Source organism: Streptococcus koreensis (genome assembly GCF_003627135.1).
GTDB classification, from domain to species: domain Bacteria; phylum Bacillota; class Bacilli; order Lactobacillales; family Streptococcaceae; genus Streptococcus; species Streptococcus ilei.
On record NZ_CP032620.1, the window covers coordinates 674,449 to 691,755 of the forward strand.

Here is a 17,307-nt window from a genome sequence, read left to right on the forward strand (position 1 = left end):
GGGTTCAAAATGATAAAAGGAGATGAAAGAATGAAAAAGAGACCGTCCTTATGGACAACCTTTTTGAAAAAAGGGTTTGCCCTCTTCACCATTTTAATGATGCTGGGTCAATTGGGTCAAGGGGCTATAACAGCCTTGGCGCAAGAGCTAGCGGTCGGAGATAATGGTGCCTTAGATGTTAGCCTCTTGTATGGAGATAAGCAAGAGCATCCAGGCGGCATGGCCTATACCACGTCTGACACCATGTCTGGCTATATTCAGATTACCCCTAAAAATCTGACAACAGATCTCGATGATGTGGTTGTGAACCTAGTGCTCCCAGGGAAATACTTGTCGGAAGTCAGTGTTCCAGGTTTCACTAGTAGTTCACAACATGACGAACCAACAGTGACCAAGGTAGGAGATGATTACCATGTTAGTCTACATTTTACCAACTACCAAAAATCTGAGGTCTTGACCCTGCCATTTATCGCCAAGTTTAAGTTAGGATTCCCTCCTACCAACTACTCGATGGATATCACAGGGACACTCAATATCAATGGTGCTGAGACTGCTATAAATAGTATCACTTGGAAACCTCAATACAAGGATTATACCTTGACCAAGTTTGTCAATCAGAACTATGATGCGACGATGTCCAGAGACTATGCGGAAGCATCTCCAGGGATTGTAACTGGAGCAGATGGCAAAAAGTACATCGAAAAAGCTACTTCAGTTCCGTTTGCTTTCTTGTTAGATGGGATGCGTGGACAGTACAATGGTAGCTATCGTCAGTTGGAATCTGCAACAATTACAGATAAGCTCCCAACCTATACGGACAAAGATGGAAAAACACGTACAGCGGTTCTAGATACAGAAAAATCAGAAGGCTGGGTCGATAATGGAGACGGAACTGTATCAAAAACTTTTGTAGCTGATGAAAATAAAAATGTTCAAAGTTACCACTCAGATTTGATGCAAAAAATCCAAGATAAGAGTTTCTTATACTTGAAATTCCCTGATTTGGTCATGGAAAAAGACCAAACCTTAGAAGATGTCTTAGTGAAAGATTTGACCAATACTGCAACTGTCGTTGGGATTCCTGCGGAACGCGGTGAGGGAGAACCGGATGTAAGGGCTGAAGATTCTCTCATCTTCCGACTTACTTCTCGTGACTTGGAAGGAAAAGGGTCTTTTGCCAAACAAGCTGAAGGCAATGTCTACGATTCGACAGACTACAAGGCAGCTAACTACAAGTGGCTCTTGAAATACAATAACACCACACCATTTGCTCAAAAGAATGTTGTCTTTTATGATGAGCAAGTAGACTCGCGCTTGAAGTTTACTAAGATTGAATATGCTCGCATGATGATTGGAATCTATGGAAATGGACCTCTGATCAATCAATACGTGAAACGCATCATCCTAACCATGGAAGATGGCTCAACTAAAGAAATCCAACCAGAGGCAGACAAGGATGGATTTGGAAACATTGATTTGACCAAATATGGAACGGTTGTCGGCTGGAGACTGGAGATGAAAGATGACTTCGCGCTTCCATCTGGTCAAGGGATTTATATTTCTACCTATACAGCCTTCAAGGATCCAGAAAAGACCCATATCGATCAAAATGATGAGTCCAAGAATGCCTATGAAAATACTGGACGGATCACCTATAAAACCCAGTCAGGGGCAGACAGAGACCAATCTGCTAAATGGCAGTTCAAACTTCTTCCATTGACAGAAAATGTTGAACTGACTAAGAATACAGATTATAACAATGTCCAATTCACAGATGGAAAAACCATTCGTTTTGCCCTATCTGCTAATAATGTTCGCTTAGATCCAGGTAAGGATTACAAGGACTTGCGTGTTATTGATCTCTTTGATCCAAATACCTTGGATATTGACTTCAAATACCTAGATCAATACTTTGATAAGAATAACACTCGTTTTTATGCCCCTTGGTACAAATCCTATGAGGTCATTGAAAACTACCACAATTCTGGACGTTCTGCCTTGATTATCCATTTGGATCAAAAGGAATTTATCAAACGCTCCCTAGAGACTGGTGGCAAGGCTAATTTACCATTCATCTATACTAAATTAAAAGGGAAGGCTGATGGCGGAACCTTTACCAACCATATCTATCTGGCAGGAGAAGGCCTCTGGGATCTAGAAACTGCTAACCCGAATACAGTTGCAGTAGATAGCTATGATTTAAACAACAATGGTTCGACAACGGATAAGATTCCTCATGCGGAATCCAACTATACTATTGTCGCAGCTGAAGGGGTTTATTCTCGTAAGTTCATCGCCAAGAACGATGACTTGTCTGATGCTTCAACAGTAACTCGAACCTTTAAACCAGGGGAAACCTTTAATTACAAGTTAACGATTAAAAACAACACAGATAGTCCAGTTGAAAACACGGTTATCTATGACGTTCTCCCTAAAGTTGGAGATGTCAATACACTGGATGCTTCAGCCCGTAAGACAGAATACACCGTTAGTCTTCGCGGACCAGTCACTGCTCCGGAAGGATGGACAGTATACTACACAACAGATACCACAGTTACAGCTAGCACCATGGCACAAGCTGCAGATAAAGATATTTGGTCAGCAGTTGTCACAGACTATAGTAAAGTAACAGGAATCAAGGTTGTTGCCAACGAAGGAACCACTATCGGTGCACGTAGCCAAGTAGATATTGCTGTACCTGTTGTTAATCCAAGTGAATTGACAGATCAAGTTAAGCAATTGATGCTAGATCGTACAGAAGACAACAAGGACAATGGTGGCCGTTCAGGTGTCGTTCAAGCCCATAACCAATTTGGTTACAAGGCGAAAGGCCATGAAGGAAACCGTGAATCCAACACCGTAACGGCTCAAATCTTTGCGGCTAGCTTCCATGTGAAGAAAGTTGATAAAGACGATACGAGCAAAGGCTTGGCCGGTGCAGAGTTCACCTTGTCAGATGCTACTGGTGCTGTCCTTGCGACCCAAGTTTCTGATAAGGATGGCGACCTTGCCTTCACCACCCTAACAGAAGGAACTTACACACTTAAAGAGACTAAAGCTCCAGACAACTACAAGTTGGATGAGACAGAACATACAGTCCTTGTGACCTACGATGCGGATCAACAGCTCTACCATGTGACGATCGATGGCGAAGCGACGGGCTCAAAAGCTTCACCAAAAGTGATCGAAAATGAGAAAGATATCCATTATATCAATCTGGAAGCTTCTAAAGATTGGGATGACCAAGACAATGTAGAAGGTCTTCGCCCAGAATCCATTGAGTTCCAATTGTACAAGAATGGAAAAGCAGAAGGGAAACCAGTAGCCCTTTCAGCAGGAAATGACTGGAAAGTAACCTTTAACAATCTTCCAGATAAAGATAAAGACGGCAAGGTGATTACCTATACCGTTAAAGAAGTAAAAGTTCCAACTCATTATACAACTGATAGTCAAGAAGCACAGTTTGTCGATGGAAAAGCAACGATTACCAATAAGCGTACTCCTGAAACGACAGAAGTAACGGTGAAAAAAGTTTGGGACGATGCTCAAAATCAAGACGGTCTCCGTCCGTCAACCATCACGGTGCATCTCTTAGCGAATGGAGAGGAAGTACAGACTGCTACTCTATCTGGTGAGGGAGATACATGGAGCCACAGCTTCACAGATTTACCAGTCTACAAGAATGGTCAAAAACTAGTCTATACGGTAACAGAAGATACAGTTGCTAACTACTCAACAGCTATCGAAGGTTCGACGATTACCAACAGCTACAAACCAGGTAAAACAAGTGTAACAGTAACCAAGAAGTGGGTTGATGCAGAAAACCAAGATGGCCTTCGTCCGAAGAGCATCAAGGTTCAACTCTATGCTAATGACCAAAAATCAGGTAAAGAGGTAGAACTTTCTGCAGATAACGACTGGACCTATACCTTCTCTGACTTGGATGAGAAAAAAGCTGGTCAAGCTGTTCAGTATACAGTGAAAGAGATTGAAGTACCGAAAGGGTATACTCAAACAGTAGAAGCGACCAATCCAGGTCAGGTAGTGATTAGCAATACGCACACTCCTTCTAAGACGAAAGTTCAAGTAACCAAGAAATGGGAAGATGCCAATAACCAAGATGGCCTTCGCCCAGCAACGATTACGGTCAAACTTTATAAAGATGGAGTTGCTACAGACCAGACCCTGGAATTATCAGAAGCTAACCAGTGGCAAGGATCTTTTGAAAATCTTGATGAAAAAGCAGCCGGTAAGGCCATTCACTACACTGTGAAAGAAGAGAATGTTCCAGAAGGCTATACCCTTTCAATTGATGACAAGGATCCAGCACATCCTATCTTGACCAATAAGCATGAGCCGACTGTCACTCAGGTTAAGGTAACCAAGAAATGGGAAGATGCGAATAACCAAGATGGCCTTCGTCCAAAAGAAATTCAAGTTCAATTGTATGCAGGTGATCAAGAGGTAGGCGAGAAAGTTGTCTTGTCTTCTGACAATAAGTGGACTCATACCTTTACTAAACTTCCAGAAAAAGCAAATGGAGAGATCATTCACTATTCTGTTAAGGAAGTAGTAGTTCCTAAAGGCTACACCGTAACAGAAGAGAGCCAGGAGAAGGGTGATCTTGTCTTGACCAATACACATACCCCAAGTACGGTGGATATTCCAGTCATGAAGATCTGGGCTGACAATGACAACCAAGATGGCCTTCGTCCGGCTAAGATTACTGTGAATCTTTATGCCAACGGTGAAAAGGTGGCCCACAAAGATATCACAAGCGAGACAGATTGGAAAGAAACCTTTACTGGACTTCCTGAATTTAAGGATGGTAAGAAAATTGTCTACACTCTTCAAGAAGAACGAGTTGAGAATTATTCACCAAGTATTGACCAAGAAAGCTATACCATTACCAATACGCACACTCCAGGTAAGACGACCCTCTCGGTAACTAAACAGTGGGATGACCAAGAGAATAAAGACGGCCTTCGTCCGAAGAGTGTGAAAGTGCAACTGTATGCGGATGGTAAGAAGTCTGGTGAAGTCATTGAGTTGTCGGCTGAGAACAAGTGGACTCATACCTTTGCGAACTTAGACAAACATGTCAAGGGCAAAGCTGTCACCTATACGGTGGAAGAAGTCGATGTTCCAACAGGTTACCAAGTGACGAAAACAGATGACGGTCAAGGTAATGTTGTTCTGACCAATAAACATGAACCAACAGAGCCAGTGACACCAGAACCTAAGAAACCAGGTAAGAAGGTTGGTATCTTGCCAAGCACTGGTACCACTATCTCCTTGATTAGCTTGGTATTAGCCTTTGTAGTCGCAAGCGGTGCAGCTTATCTCCTTAAAAAGAAGAAAAAATAAGCGCATGGTTTGATTAATCTTGTCTAACTAATCAAGAGAATAGAAGAGGCCCCTAGGGGCCTCTTTTTTCTGTGTGAAAAAAATACAAAAAAATTCTTGACAAACTAAAAAATTAGCGTTATCATTAACTAGTTAATTAACTGTTTAATAAACCGATTAAGAAAAAGAAAGGATTTATACATGTTTGGGAGGAAACTAAGGGCCTTAGGAATAGGATTCATCTGCCTTTTGTTGCTAGTGGCTTGTGGGAGCCAGAGGAGTTCGGGAGCTGGCTCTACTAAAAAGGGGCTTAAAATTGTGACGAGTTTTTACCCTGTCTATTCCTTGGTGAAGGAAATCTCAGGTGATCGAAACGAGATCTGGATGGTTCAGTCAGGTGCGGGGATTCATGATTACGAACCTTCGGCCAAGGAGACAGCCCAGATCTATGATGCGGATGTCTTCGTCTACCATTCTCAAACACTCGAATCTTGGGCCGGACGTCTAGATCCTAGCTTGCAAGACTCGAAACTGCGGGTCATCGAAGCCAGCAAAGGAATGGAATTGGATAAGGTTGCTGGATTAGAGGATATTGAGGATACGGAAGGGAAGGATACAAAACACTTGTATGACCCTCATACTTGGATGGACCCACTGAAAATTGCCGAAGAAGGGAAGATCATCGCCCAAGAGTTGGGAAACATTGACCCAGAAAATAGAAGTTATTATGAGGCCAATGCCCAAAAACTTGAAAAACGCTGTGAGGATTTGGTGGCAAAATACCAGCCTCTCTTTGAAAAAGTGACACAAAAAACCTTCGTGACTCAGCATACAGCCTTTTCTTATCTAGCCAAGCGCTTTGGCTTGAAACAATTAGGAATCGCAGGGATTTCACCTGAACAGGAACCAACGGCCCGTCAATTAGCGGAGATTCAGCAGTTTGTCAAGGACTACCAAGTTCATACCATATTTGTTGAGAAGCATACCTCTTCCAAGGTGGCTGATAGCATTGCCAAGGCGACAGGGGCAAAAGTGAAGGTCTTGGATCCTCTCGAAGCAGATCCGGAAAATAACAAAGATTTCTTGGATAACCTAGAAGAAAATATGGCGAGTCTAGCGAAAGAATTACAGGAGTAAGTAGAAAGAATGAAGAAAAAAGGAACAATTGGATTAGTAGCAACCTTAGGTTTGGGTTTATGCGCCTATGCCTTAAGTCAGCAAGCACCAGTCAAGGAAGACAAAAAGAATCAGAATCAGGTGCAGTATTTACAAGGAGACAAGAAAAAGTCAGCTAGTAGCTCAAACAAGCAGGAAGAAAGCATTGAAACCGTCAACTCGAAGGAAAAGATCCAGGCAGAGCAGATTGTGGTCAAAATTACGGATGAGGGCTTTGTGACTTCCCATGGAGATCATTTCCATTACTACAATGGCAAAGTCCCTTACGATGCGATTTTTAGTGAGGAGCTGATTTTACGTGATCCTACTTACCAACTGCAACAATCGGATATTGTCACACAGGTGCGAGATGGCTATATTATCAAGAAGGATGGGACCTACTACCTCTACCTAACCAATCCGCAACATACGCTAAATGTCCGTTCGGTGGAGGAAATAGCCCAACAGAAAAAAGGAGAGCTAGTCTCAGGTTCGAAAGATAGTGTCCAAAAAGCTGGACAAACTCGTGACTTCAGCCAGCCGAGTCAGGCTCTACGAGAAGGGAAAACAGTCTCTAGTCTAACAGCTGGAGTTAAGCCTAGTCAAGGTGGCTACCGGACAGATGACGGCTATGTCTTCCATCCTGGGGATGTGATTTCTGATACAGGGGATGGCTTTATCGTGCCGCATGGTGGGCACTACCACTATATTCCGAAAAGTGCCTTATCAGCTGGAGAATTATATGCTGCCTTAGCGGTTCTAAATGGAGGAGGAAAAAATGAAGTAAATCCCATTGCTCCAGCTTCTAGCCAGCTAGCTTCATCGGTTAATCCGAATCAGCCAATCGCAGACCCGGTCACTCCAACGATTACAGCTTCTGTGCCTCATCCAACAGTGACGAATAAAGGGAGGACCTTGCCGAGCCTTTTGGAAGAGTTGCAAAACACTCCGCTTTCAGCGCGCCATGTTGAGTCGGATGGTTCTGTCTTTGATCCAAGTAAGATTACTAAATGGACAGATCAAGGGGTAGTGTATCCTCACGGGGATCATTTCCATTTCATTCCTTATAGTCGCCTTTCGCCTCTAGAGCGGGAGTTGGCACGACAGTTCCAACTATCCCGTACACAAGGTGGAAGTATTGCAAAAGAAGAAAAGCCAACTCAACCTTCAAGTCCAGAGACAAAACCAGTCGATCAGGATCACGACCATGAGAAGGAGGATCCTCATCACAAGCATGATCATGAAGACCATGAAGCCGATCATGATCATCATCATGAAAATGAACAGGCCCATGAGCATGATCATGGTTTCCATGCAGATCATGTCATCAGCAAGGATGACGAGGGCTATATGGTCGCTCACGGAGACCATGCTCATTACTTCTACAAGAAGGATCTCTCTCCTCAAGAGATCGCAGCGGCAGAGGCAGTGTTAGCTGGTAAGAAGGAAGAGGACAAGGGTCAACCACTGACAGATGATGTTGCCAGCTATTCGCGCGATGCTTCGGATGAAGAAAAAATTCAGTACATTAGCCAGACTTACGGCGTCCCTCGGGAAGCTATCAAGATTTCCAATGGTTTCTTTGTCTTTAACAATCCAGACCAAGAATACGATCCAACCCATATCCACCCTTATGCAGTACGGAAGGAACATGTTCGGATTCCGCTTGAAACAGGGAATCCTGAGCTAGACTTTATCAACGAGCTTTATGCAACAGCACTTCGCTCCGGTATTTCACCATATACGATGCAAATCGAGAACGGCCAGTTTGTCATTCCGCATGGAGACCATAACCACTACATCAAGGTACGCTCAGCAGGATTGGCGGACTACTTGGCTCACCGTCTACCGACCATCCAAGCAACTTACCAGAAAGGTGACTTGGACCAGAAAGCTGTAGAGGACAAGGTCAACCAACTCCTAGCAGAAAGTCGGACTTTGTACGCATCAGACCCTCTGCAACAACGACGGATTGAGTTGAACTTGGGTCAATTCTTAGAAACAGTTAGAAACTTCCCAAGCAATTCGACAGCAGGCTACTTGGCGAGTCTTGACCAAGTTGATAAAGAATATATCCATGCGACCCAAGAAGTCAAGCCAAAAGAAGAAACAGCCTTGGATCGTCGCTATCAGGAATTGTTGGAACAGGTTCGCTTGCTTGATACCGAAGCCTTCCAACTCAAGAAAGAAAGCCTTGTTTCTCAATTGCAGGAAGCCTATACAGCTAAAGATAGCCAAGGCTTGGATCAGCAAGGAAAATTGTTGCAAGCTATTCAGGAGATGCAAGATCGGACTGGTGTGACTTCGGTGGACTACCTCAAGTATTTCTACCAAAGTTTAAGCGATGTGCGTTTGACACCGGAATTGCGTGCGACAGCAGCAGACCTTGCTTTGAAGCTTTACCGGGCTCAGGCCTTTGAAGAAGCTTGGGACTCAAAAGCCCATTTCATGGAACTCTACCAAGCTAAGCAAGCGATTGACCAGCTACTGTCCCAAGAAAATGCTCCAACCTATCCAATTGACAAAACAGTTCTGGATCAAAAGGGAGCCGATGCTCCATCCTATAACCTAGCTGTTTACGACTTCCTCAAAGGGGTCTATGGTGACTTGGATGAAAAGACAGAGTCCCGTCAACGCTCTAGTATCTTGACAACCCTTTTGGAACAAATCAACTCTCTTTTGCCACAAGTAGAAGAAAGCAAGCGTCCTGCTTTTGAAGAACGTTTAGAACAGGTACGCCAAGAGCCCGATGCTGACAAGGCCTTGACTGCTGGAAAAACTCTTTTGCGTGAAGTTGGTGAAACGATTGAACAACAAAAGCAAAAGAAAACAGAAGAACCAAAACTTGGAGACGTGGCCCTCTATCAAGAGATTTATAACCAGTTGATCGCTCTCCACCAACAATTGGTTGAAAAGGGGGCCAGTGATGCTCAGTTTGAACGCTTAGAAGCTCTCTTTGATCAACTAGCTGATCCAAAGAGCGACAAGAAAGCCTTGCTACAAGCGATCCAAGCTCTTCGAGATGAATTGCTAGCAGCTCCATCGACAGCAGTGGCGGAAGCAGACAAAGCAGACCCAGAACCTCAAAGTCCTGCCACAATCGATCCTAGCCTAAATAAGGAAGAGGCTTCAGATCCTGCTCAGACCCCATCACCAGAGTCAGAAAAAACAGAAGCCAGTCCAGTCGTAAGTGAAGAAACGACGGAATAGGACCAATGCAGAAATAACAGAAAGAGGCTGGGACAAAAGTCCTAGCCTCTCAATTGTTTTTGGATTGTCGAGCAAGACGCAGTGGTTGAGTGGGCTCTACTAGGCTGATTTCATCAGCTTTTACAGCCCTACTCAACTGTGCGGAGGTGGGACGACGAAATCGAATTCTAACGAATGACCGATTTCTGTCCCACTCTCTTTTAAGCCTTTCTCAAAACTTGGAGAAGGGGCCTCAACTTGAATTTTCTCTAAGGTAAAGGGATGGGTAAGCCGCAAGCGGTGGGCATGGAGCATGAGACGAGGCGCTCTTTCTGGGTTATAGAGAGGGTCACCCACGATCGGATGGCCATGATGAGAGAGGTGGACTCGGATCTGGTGGGTGCGACCTGTCTGGAGCTGACAGTTGACTAAGCTGGTGCGCTTGAAAGTCTTTAAGCTAGTCACATGGGTTTCCGCATAGAGGCCCTTTCGAGGATCGACAATACGCTTGCGTCGATCATGGCGATCACGGCCTAATTTGTCCTTATAAACCAGTTGCTTTTTGGGTAAGGTGCCTAAGATTAGGGCCCAATAGTCTCGTTGAATTTTCTTGTCTTCTAGCAGCCGATTCAGGACGGGTAAGACAAAGGGATTCTTGGCAAAGACAAGAGCTCCACTGGTTTCCTTGTCCAAGCGATGAACGACATAACAGGTCTTCCCAACATAAGTGGAGACATGATTAAGAAGGGCGATTTCATCTGGTTGATTGGCGTGTGTTTTCATGCCTTCCGGCTTGTTTACGATGATGAGGTGCTCATCTTCATAGAGGGTTTCGACCAGGCTAGCATCCCCTGTCAAGAGATCCTTTTCTTCATAATCTTCCGGATCAAAGGTGAGGGTGAGTTGGTCACCCGCTTCAAGCATTGATTGCCAGTGGACGGTCTCCCCATTGACTTGGACATGTTTTTTGGTTCGCAAAAAATGACGAATCTTTCGTGGGATGAGAAAATAATCTTCCAGGGCCTCTTTGACTGTCATAGCGGGCAAGGCGCTTGGTATCGTTATAGTATACTGCATAGTGTTATTGTATCAGAAAGCAAAGGGAAAGAAAAGATGAGAAGGAGGAAAAGGAGAGGGGAAAGAAGTGGCTGATACCCGCTCTAGAGTGGACTGGATGGCAACCTTAAAGAAAACTAAAAGCATCCGTTTCTGCGAAGGTCTTTCTTGTCTAGACGTTAGGAAGGTGATAAAATAGGGACTATGAACAAATTAAAAGAATTAATGGAGGGAATGATTCGTCATTTCCAACGAGAGAAAGAACCTAGGAAGATTGCGGAAGAGGTTGAGTTATCAACGGACGGGGAGGAGCAAGCTCCAACCTATAGCCGGTCGGATAAGTCACGGAGAAAATCTCACTCCCAACATCCAATCAGACGCTTTTGGCGCAAGTATCACTTGACCAAGATCTTCTTATTGATTGGCCTGACCTTTAGTCTCGTCGTCGGAGGTTATCTTTTTTACATAGCCAAGACGACCAATGTAGCGGATCTGCAAAACGCCCTCAAGGCGACCACGATCATCTATGATAAGGATGGGAATCAAGCAGGTAGCCTAACGGGGCAAAAAGGGACCTATGTTGAGTTAGATGCGATTAGCGAAAACTTACAAAATGCGGTTATTGCGACGGAAGACCGAAGTTTCTACAAAAATAGTGGGATTAACTACGGTCGTTTCTTCCTGGCGATTTTGACTGCCGGTCGTTCAGGTGGGGGATCGACGATCACCCAGCAGTTGGCGAAAAATGCCTATCTTTCTCAGGATCAGACGGTTGAGCGGAAGGCCAAGGAGTTCTTCCTGGCCCTCGAGATTAACAAAAAATATAGTAAGCAAGAAATCCTGACCATGTACCTCAATAATGCCTATTTTGGGAATGGGGTTTGGGGGATTGAAGACGCTTCTAAGAAGTATTTTGGGGTCTCCGCTAGTGAGTTGACTCTGGATCAGTCAGCTGTCCTTGCCGGTATGCTCAAGGGGCCAGAAATTTATAATCCCCTTTATTCCGTCGAGAACGCAACCAATCGTCGCAATACGGTCTTACAAAATATGGTTGCAGCTGGTTATATTGACCAAGCCACAGCAGATCAATCCGCTGCAGTCGACATTCATGGACAACTGGTGGATGCCTATGAAGGCAAGTCAGAAGATTATCGCTACCCGTCCTATTTCGATGCGGTTATCAATGAGGCTGTCAACGAATATGGTCTAACAGAAGAAGATATCATCAAGAATGGTTACCGGATCTACACAGAGATGGACCAGAATTACCAAGCCAGCATGCAGGTTATCTACGACAATGTAGATCTCTTCCCAGTTGCTGAAGATGGCACGCGGGCAGAATCTGGTAGCGTAGCTCTGGATCCTAAGACTGGAGGAGTGCGGGCAATCGTCGGACGCGTGGCTAGTGACCAAAATGCTGGTTTCAGAAGCTATAACTATGCGACTCAATCTGCGAGAAGTCCTGGCTCTACCATTAAACCTCTCGTCGTTTATAGTCCAGCTGTTGCCAAGGGCTGGTCGACCAACAAAGAATTGGACAATACGACCAAGGTCTACGGCAGTTATACAGTCGATAACTACGGCGGCATTCAGGGTAGCCCGACCGTTCCCATGTACCAAGCCTTGGCAGAATCTCTCAATCTTCCAGCTGTAGCGACGGCCAATGAGTTGGGACTCAATACTGTCTTTGATTATGGGACAAAATTTGGTCTCAATATGGACAAGGTGGACAGATCCCTCGGAGTAGCCCTCGGATCTGGAGTGACGACCAATCCGCTTCAGATGGCTCAGGCCTACGGTACCTTTGCCAACGATGGAGTGATGAATGATGCCCATCTCATTACGAAGATTGAAAATGCTAGCGGTCAGGTTGTGAAAAGTCATAGTCAAAAATCGAAACGCGTGCTCAGCAGCTCCGCCAATAGAAAGATGACCAATATGATGTTGGGAACCTTTACCAACGGTACGGGTGTCAACGCAGCACCATATGGCTATACCATGGCTGGTAAAACAGGAACGACTGAAACGGATTTCAACCCCGATCTTTCCGGAGACCAGTGGGTCATTGGGTACACGCCAGATGTGGTCATTAGCCAGTGGCTAGGATTCCCTAAGACGGATGAAACCCACTATTTGACAGGAACCAGTGCAGAGACTGCATCAGTGATCTTCCGAAATGTAGCCAATAGCGTCCTTCCTTATACAGAAGGAACCAGCTTTGATAATGAGGAAAATTCTTACCAGGAAAATGGAATTGCTCCTGTCGGTCAAGAAACAGAAACGGAGAGTCCAGAAGAGGACAAGGGCTTCTTTGATACGGTCAAAGAACGCGCTGCAGGGATCGTAGACGATGCCAAAAAAGCAATCGATGAAGCAGATATTCCTGGAAAAGCGCAAAATGCTTGGGATACCTTCAAAGGTTGGTTTGGATTCTAAAAAATAGACGTTAAGAGGCTGGGACAAAAGTCCTAGCCTCTCAATTGTCTTTGGATTGTCGAGCAAGACGCGGTGGTGGAGTGCTCAAAGCACTGCTTTGAGGTGGTGGATAGAACTTGCGAAGCAAGTATCCTAAGTCTTTGTTCGCTTTTTAAGCTTCAAAGATGCCCTATGTTGACGGAAACTATGTTTCCTTTATCTGCAACCTTCAACAGTCTCCCAGACTGTTGAAGCTGTGCGGAGGTGGGACGACGAAATCGAATTCTTACGAATGACCGATTTCTGTCCCACTCTCTTTTAGATTGTATAGGAACTATATTTACATAAAATAACTGGGAGATCCTTCAATAAAAAAGATGATTTCTATTTTATGAAATTATTCAACTCAATCTCGAAACTTTCCGCCGTGAGAAAAGTGCTTGAAACACGATTGTTTCAAGCACTCGGGAGTTTTGAAACCCTAGACTCAAAACTAAGTCATGGAACTTCTTCGAAGTTCGCTGACGTCCGTACTCACCTAAGGAAAGTTTCTGAGAAGATTTTGAATGGAAAGGATTTTTTAAATAATTTTCCTTGCTTAGATAGCTATCGATAGGGTGCTAAAAAAGCCTTCAGATAATCTGAAAGGCTTTTGGTTTTAGGTTTGTTACAAGTCTTTATCAGAGACGCTGAAGGTATCTCCGTGTTCAAAGTCTCCGTATTGGTAACCACGTTTAAACCAGCGCATACGTTGTTCAGAAGTTCCGTGGGTGAAGCTATCAGGAACGGAGTAGCCATAGGCTTGTTCTTGAAGGGTGTCATCACCCACGGCGTGGGCAGCATTGAGCGCTTCTTCGATATCTCCCGTCTCCATGAGGCCCTGCTCTTCAATGTAGCGAGCCCACATACCCGCATAATAGTCAGCTTGAAGTTCCAAACGGACATTTAAGGCATTTTTTTCTGTCTCACTTTTCCCTCGGATGGCTCGCTGGTAACTTTGAAGAGTCCCCAATTCGTTTTGGATGTGGTGGCCGACTTCGTGAGCGATGACATAAGCCATAGCAAAATCGCCGCTAGCCTTGTATTTGGTGGTTAGCTCTTTATAAAAGCTGATATCCAAATAGATCTTTTGGTCTGTCGGACAGTAGAAGGGACCGGCAGATGCTTGGCCTACACCACAGCCAGTTCGAGTTTGACCTGTATAGAAAACCAAGGTTGGCTTGTGATAGGTCCGCCCTTCATTTTGGAAGGTTTGCCCCCAGAAATCCTCAGTCGTTCCAAGGACTTGACTGACGAATTTGCTATCTCCATCACTCACCTGAGTATTGCTTTGGCGAGTGACTTGGCCTGAGTTATAGTTCTGCGTGGTTTGGCCCTGGTCAAAGAGCCCGCTCAATCCAGCCCCGCCACTCAAAAAGATGAGGACCAGAATCAAGATTAGTTTGCTCTTGAAGCTTCCAGGTGAGAGGAGGATTTGTAAAATACCACCCCCTAAATTCCCACCAGAGCGGCCAGATGAGTAGCTTCCACCACTTTGCCCGCGACGGTCTTCAATGTTTTTACTTTCTTTCAGATGATCGCTTTTCATAATTTCTCCTTTATCCTCTATATTGTACCAAATCGTAGAGAAAAGCCAAACAAAATGCGCTTCCAGAGAGCAGAAGAACTTGTCAAATAGTAGAAAACTTGCTATAATGGTGTGAATGGAGGCGTTATGGCATTAAAAAAAGCAAGTCTAGCGTGTACGGTTTGTGGGTCACGCAACTACTCAATCAAGTTGAGTGCGACGCCAAAACCAAAACGTCTAGAAGTTAACAAATTTTGTAAACATTGTAGCAAATATACAATTCATAAAGAAACCAGATAGGAGAATGTTGTGAAATTTTTTAAAGATATTTTTGTCTTGCTGAAAAACACGACTTGGCCAAATCGCAAGGAAAGATGGAAAAATTTTATCTCAGTAATTGAGTACACCGCTTTCTTTGTAGCTTTGATTTATTTGTTTGACCAAGTAGTGGCTAAAGGTATTTTGAAGATCATCGATATGTTCTAAAAAAAGAACAAATCTGCGTCCCCTGTGGATGCTTTTTTTCTTGTCTTGCTGAAGAAAAACAAGAGAAACTTCTTTGCTTTCTCCGGTTTTATGTTATAATGGAGCTAGGAAAACAAGAGCCAGAAGGCTTTTTTTAGTATCGTGATGAAACGAACCCCTTCTGGTAGATAAGAAAGGAAATAAAAATGGATAGTTTTGACAAAGGCTGGTTTGTCCTACAGACCTACTCAGGATATGAAAACAAAGTGAAGGAAAACCTTCTTCAACGCGCACAAACATATAACATGTTGGAAAACATCTTGCGTGTAGAAATCCCTACTCAAACTGTGCAAATCGAGAAGAACGGGAAAACAAAAGAAATCGAAGAAAATCGCTTCCCTGGTTATGTCTTAGTAGAAATGGTCATGACTGATGAAGCTTGGTTTGTTGTTCGGAATACACCAAACGTAACAGGATTTGTTGGATCACACGGGAACCGTTCAAAACCAACTCCCCTTTTGGAAGACGAAATCCGTAACATCTTGATCTCAATGGGACAAACAGTTCAAGATTTCAACATTGATGTGAAGGTAGGAGATACTGTACGCATCATCGATGGAGCTTTTGCAGATTACACTGGTAAGATCACAGAAATCGATAACAACAAGGTGAAAATGATTATCACCATGTTTGGAAATGACACTGTGGCAGAAGTCAACCTCAATCAAATTGCAGAATTGTAATGGATGAAAGAGGGGCTATCCCTCTATTCAAAGAAGAGAGGGGGACAGAAATCGGTCATTCGTTAGAATTCGATTTCGTCGTCCCACCTCCGCACAGCTTCAACAGTCTGGGAGACTGTTGAAGGTTGCAGATAAAGGAAACATAGTTTCCGTCAACATAGGGCATCTTTGAAGCTTAAAAAGCGAACAAAGACTTAGGATACTTGCTTCGCAAGTTCTATCCACCACCTCAAAGCAGTGCTTTGAGCACTCAACCACTGCGTCTTGCTCGACAATCAAAAAACAATTAAGAGGCTAGGACTTTTGTCCCAGCCTCTATTCAAAAAAACCCTCCAAGACCAATGTCTTGGAGGGTTTGTGTGTTATGAAAAGGACTTCTATCCCATCGGTGAGAAAATCAGCTGAGCGCTTGAATAGGATCAGAAAAGAATCCCGAAAAAGGGAATTTTATGCAGGTTCAGAGACTTGGAAGACTGTTTCTTTGTCAAAACCGACAGAGTAGTCCTTTCCGTCTTCACCTTTCCAAGTAAAAATCGTCGCGTAGCCAAAGACGAAAACAGTTTCTGGACGGCCGTGTTTTTCAACGACTTCTTTAGCTGTCATTCCAGGTTGAATATCCTTGAGATTCGTAACCTTTTTAGAGTTAGGCAAGGTTGCAATTTTGTTAGTGGCTTGACCTTTTTCATTAAAATCAATCAAGATAGCACTGCCATCTCCATGCCAGTAAGCACCATTGCCAGAAGTGGAATCAGTAGGACCTAACTTGCTGATGGCTTCTTCTTTTGAAGTAGGAGCAAGGGCTTCATTTCCAACGAGGATTTCCACTTTAATTTCTTTGAAGGCAGCCCATTTTGGCATTTCAGGGATATCCCCGATAGCTTCTAGTGATTCTCCCTGATCCATCAAGCTCATCGTATAGTTAGGATCCTCGCGCGTGTTAGAGTCTGAAGAGCTAGAAGAATGATCGTCATCGAAGCCTGATGAAAAATCCTTTTTGCTAGATGACTTTTTAGAGTATGAACTTCTAGAACTCTTAGAGCTTTTAGAGGTTTTTTTAGAGCTGCTAACAAGAGGCTTTCTTTCTTGAGTCTCTTTTTGTGCTGGTTGGCAAGCTGTAAGCATGGCCAAAGAGAGGATACTGAGAGCATATAAGGTCACTTTTTTCATCATATCTTTTCCTTTCATGATTGGAAAACACGATCACTGACAAAGCAGCGAAAGTGAGATTCAATCAAGCTGATGTATCAAAAAAGCCCATTGCTGGGCTCATTGATATTTGTTTGTGAAGGCGGTAGACGGATTTGAACCGACGATCAAGCTTTTGCAGAGCCGTGCCTTACCACTTGGCTATACCGCCACAACATATTCTAT

Annotated in this window: 9 protein-coding genes, 1 tRNA gene and 2 pseudogenes; 8 read left to right on the forward strand and 4 right to left on the reverse strand. The window is 44.0% G+C overall.

Going from position 1 to position 17,307, the window contains the following annotated elements:
* Positions 1–30: 30 nt before the first annotated feature.
* The 4 genes and pseudogenes from D7D50_RS03625 to D7D50_RS03635 form a co-directional block, all read left to right on the forward strand.
* On the forward strand, positions 31–5,367 hold the full coding sequence (locus D7D50_RS03625) for a Cna B-type domain-containing protein (RefSeq protein ID WP_120701496.1): 5,337 nt from the start codon (positions 31–33) through the stop codon (positions 5,365–5,367).
* A 180-nt stretch (positions 5,368–5,547) separates the two neighbouring features.
* Positions 5,548–6,483 (forward strand): metal ABC transporter solute-binding protein, Zn/Mn family, encoded by a 936-nt coding sequence (locus tag D7D50_RS03630; protein ID WP_120701497.1) that lies wholly within the window; start codon positions 5,548–5,550, stop codon positions 6,481–6,483.
* 9 nt (positions 6,484–6,492) lie between these two features.
* Positions 6,493–7,269 (forward strand): annotated as a pseudogene (locus D7D50_RS10380) (pneumococcal-type histidine triad protein); the annotation flags it as partial.
* Positions 7,270–7,413: 144 nt separating this feature from the next.
* Positions 7,414–9,571, forward strand: a pseudogene (locus tag D7D50_RS03635) (pneumococcal-type histidine triad protein); the annotation flags it as partial.
* A 272-nt stretch (positions 9,572–9,843) separates the two neighbouring features.
* On the opposite strand, the gene D7D50_RS03640 reads toward D7D50_RS03635, so the two are convergent.
* A complete protein-coding gene (locus tag D7D50_RS03640; protein ID WP_227877757.1) occupies positions 9,844–10,767 on the reverse strand; it encodes an RluA family pseudouridine synthase in 924 nt (307 codons plus the stop codon).
* Positions 10,768–10,950: 183 nt separating this feature from the next.
* On the opposite strand from D7D50_RS03640, the gene pbp2a reads away from it, so the two are divergent.
* The gene (gene pbp2a, locus D7D50_RS03645; RefSeq protein WP_120701499.1) at positions 10,951–13,182 is read left to right on the forward strand and encodes a penicillin-binding protein PBP2A; all 2,232 of its coding nucleotides are present in this window, start codon (positions 10,951–10,953) and stop codon (positions 13,180–13,182) included.
* A gap of 646 nt (positions 13,183–13,828) precedes the next feature.
* On the opposite strand, the gene ypfJ is transcribed toward pbp2a, so the two are convergent.
* Positions 13,829–14,749, reverse strand: coding sequence for a KPN_02809 family neutral zinc metallopeptidase (gene ypfJ, locus D7D50_RS03650; RefSeq protein ID WP_120701500.1), 921 nt, complete (start codon positions 14,747–14,749; stop codon positions 13,829–13,831).
* A 126-nt stretch (positions 14,750–14,875) separates the two neighbouring features.
* On the opposite strand from ypfJ, the gene rpmG reads away from it, so the two are divergent.
* The 3 genes from rpmG (at position 14,876) to nusG (ending at position 15,936) form a co-directional block, all read left to right on the forward strand.
* Positions 14,876–15,028, forward strand: a complete 153-nt coding sequence (gene rpmG, locus D7D50_RS03655; protein WP_006595433.1) for a 50S ribosomal protein L33 — start codon at positions 14,876–14,878, stop codon at positions 15,026–15,028.
* A gap of 9 nt (positions 15,029–15,037) precedes the next feature.
* Positions 15,038–15,214 carry a preprotein translocase subunit SecE gene (secE, locus tag D7D50_RS03660; protein WP_023024653.1) on the forward strand — a complete coding sequence of 59 codons (177 nt, stop codon included), beginning with the start codon at positions 15,038–15,040 and terminating at the stop codon, positions 15,212–15,214.
* 185 nt (positions 15,215–15,399) lie between these two features.
* Complete coding sequence (gene nusG, locus D7D50_RS03665) at positions 15,400–15,936, forward strand: transcription termination/antitermination protein NusG (RefSeq protein WP_006595435.1); 537 nt, start codon at positions 15,400–15,402, stop codon at positions 15,934–15,936.
* A gap of 447 nt (positions 15,937–16,383) precedes the next feature.
* Here nusG and D7D50_RS03670 read toward each other — a convergent pair whose 3' ends face one another.
* Positions 16,384–17,106: a hypothetical protein gene (locus D7D50_RS03670; RefSeq protein WP_227877758.1), complete on the reverse strand. Its 723-nt coding sequence runs from the start codon at positions 17,104–17,106 to the stop codon at positions 16,384–16,386.
* 116 nt (positions 17,107–17,222) lie between these two features.
* Positions 17,223–17,293: transfer RNA gene (locus tag D7D50_RS03675), tRNA-Cys, on the reverse strand.
* Positions 17,294–17,307: the final 14 nt, after the last annotated feature.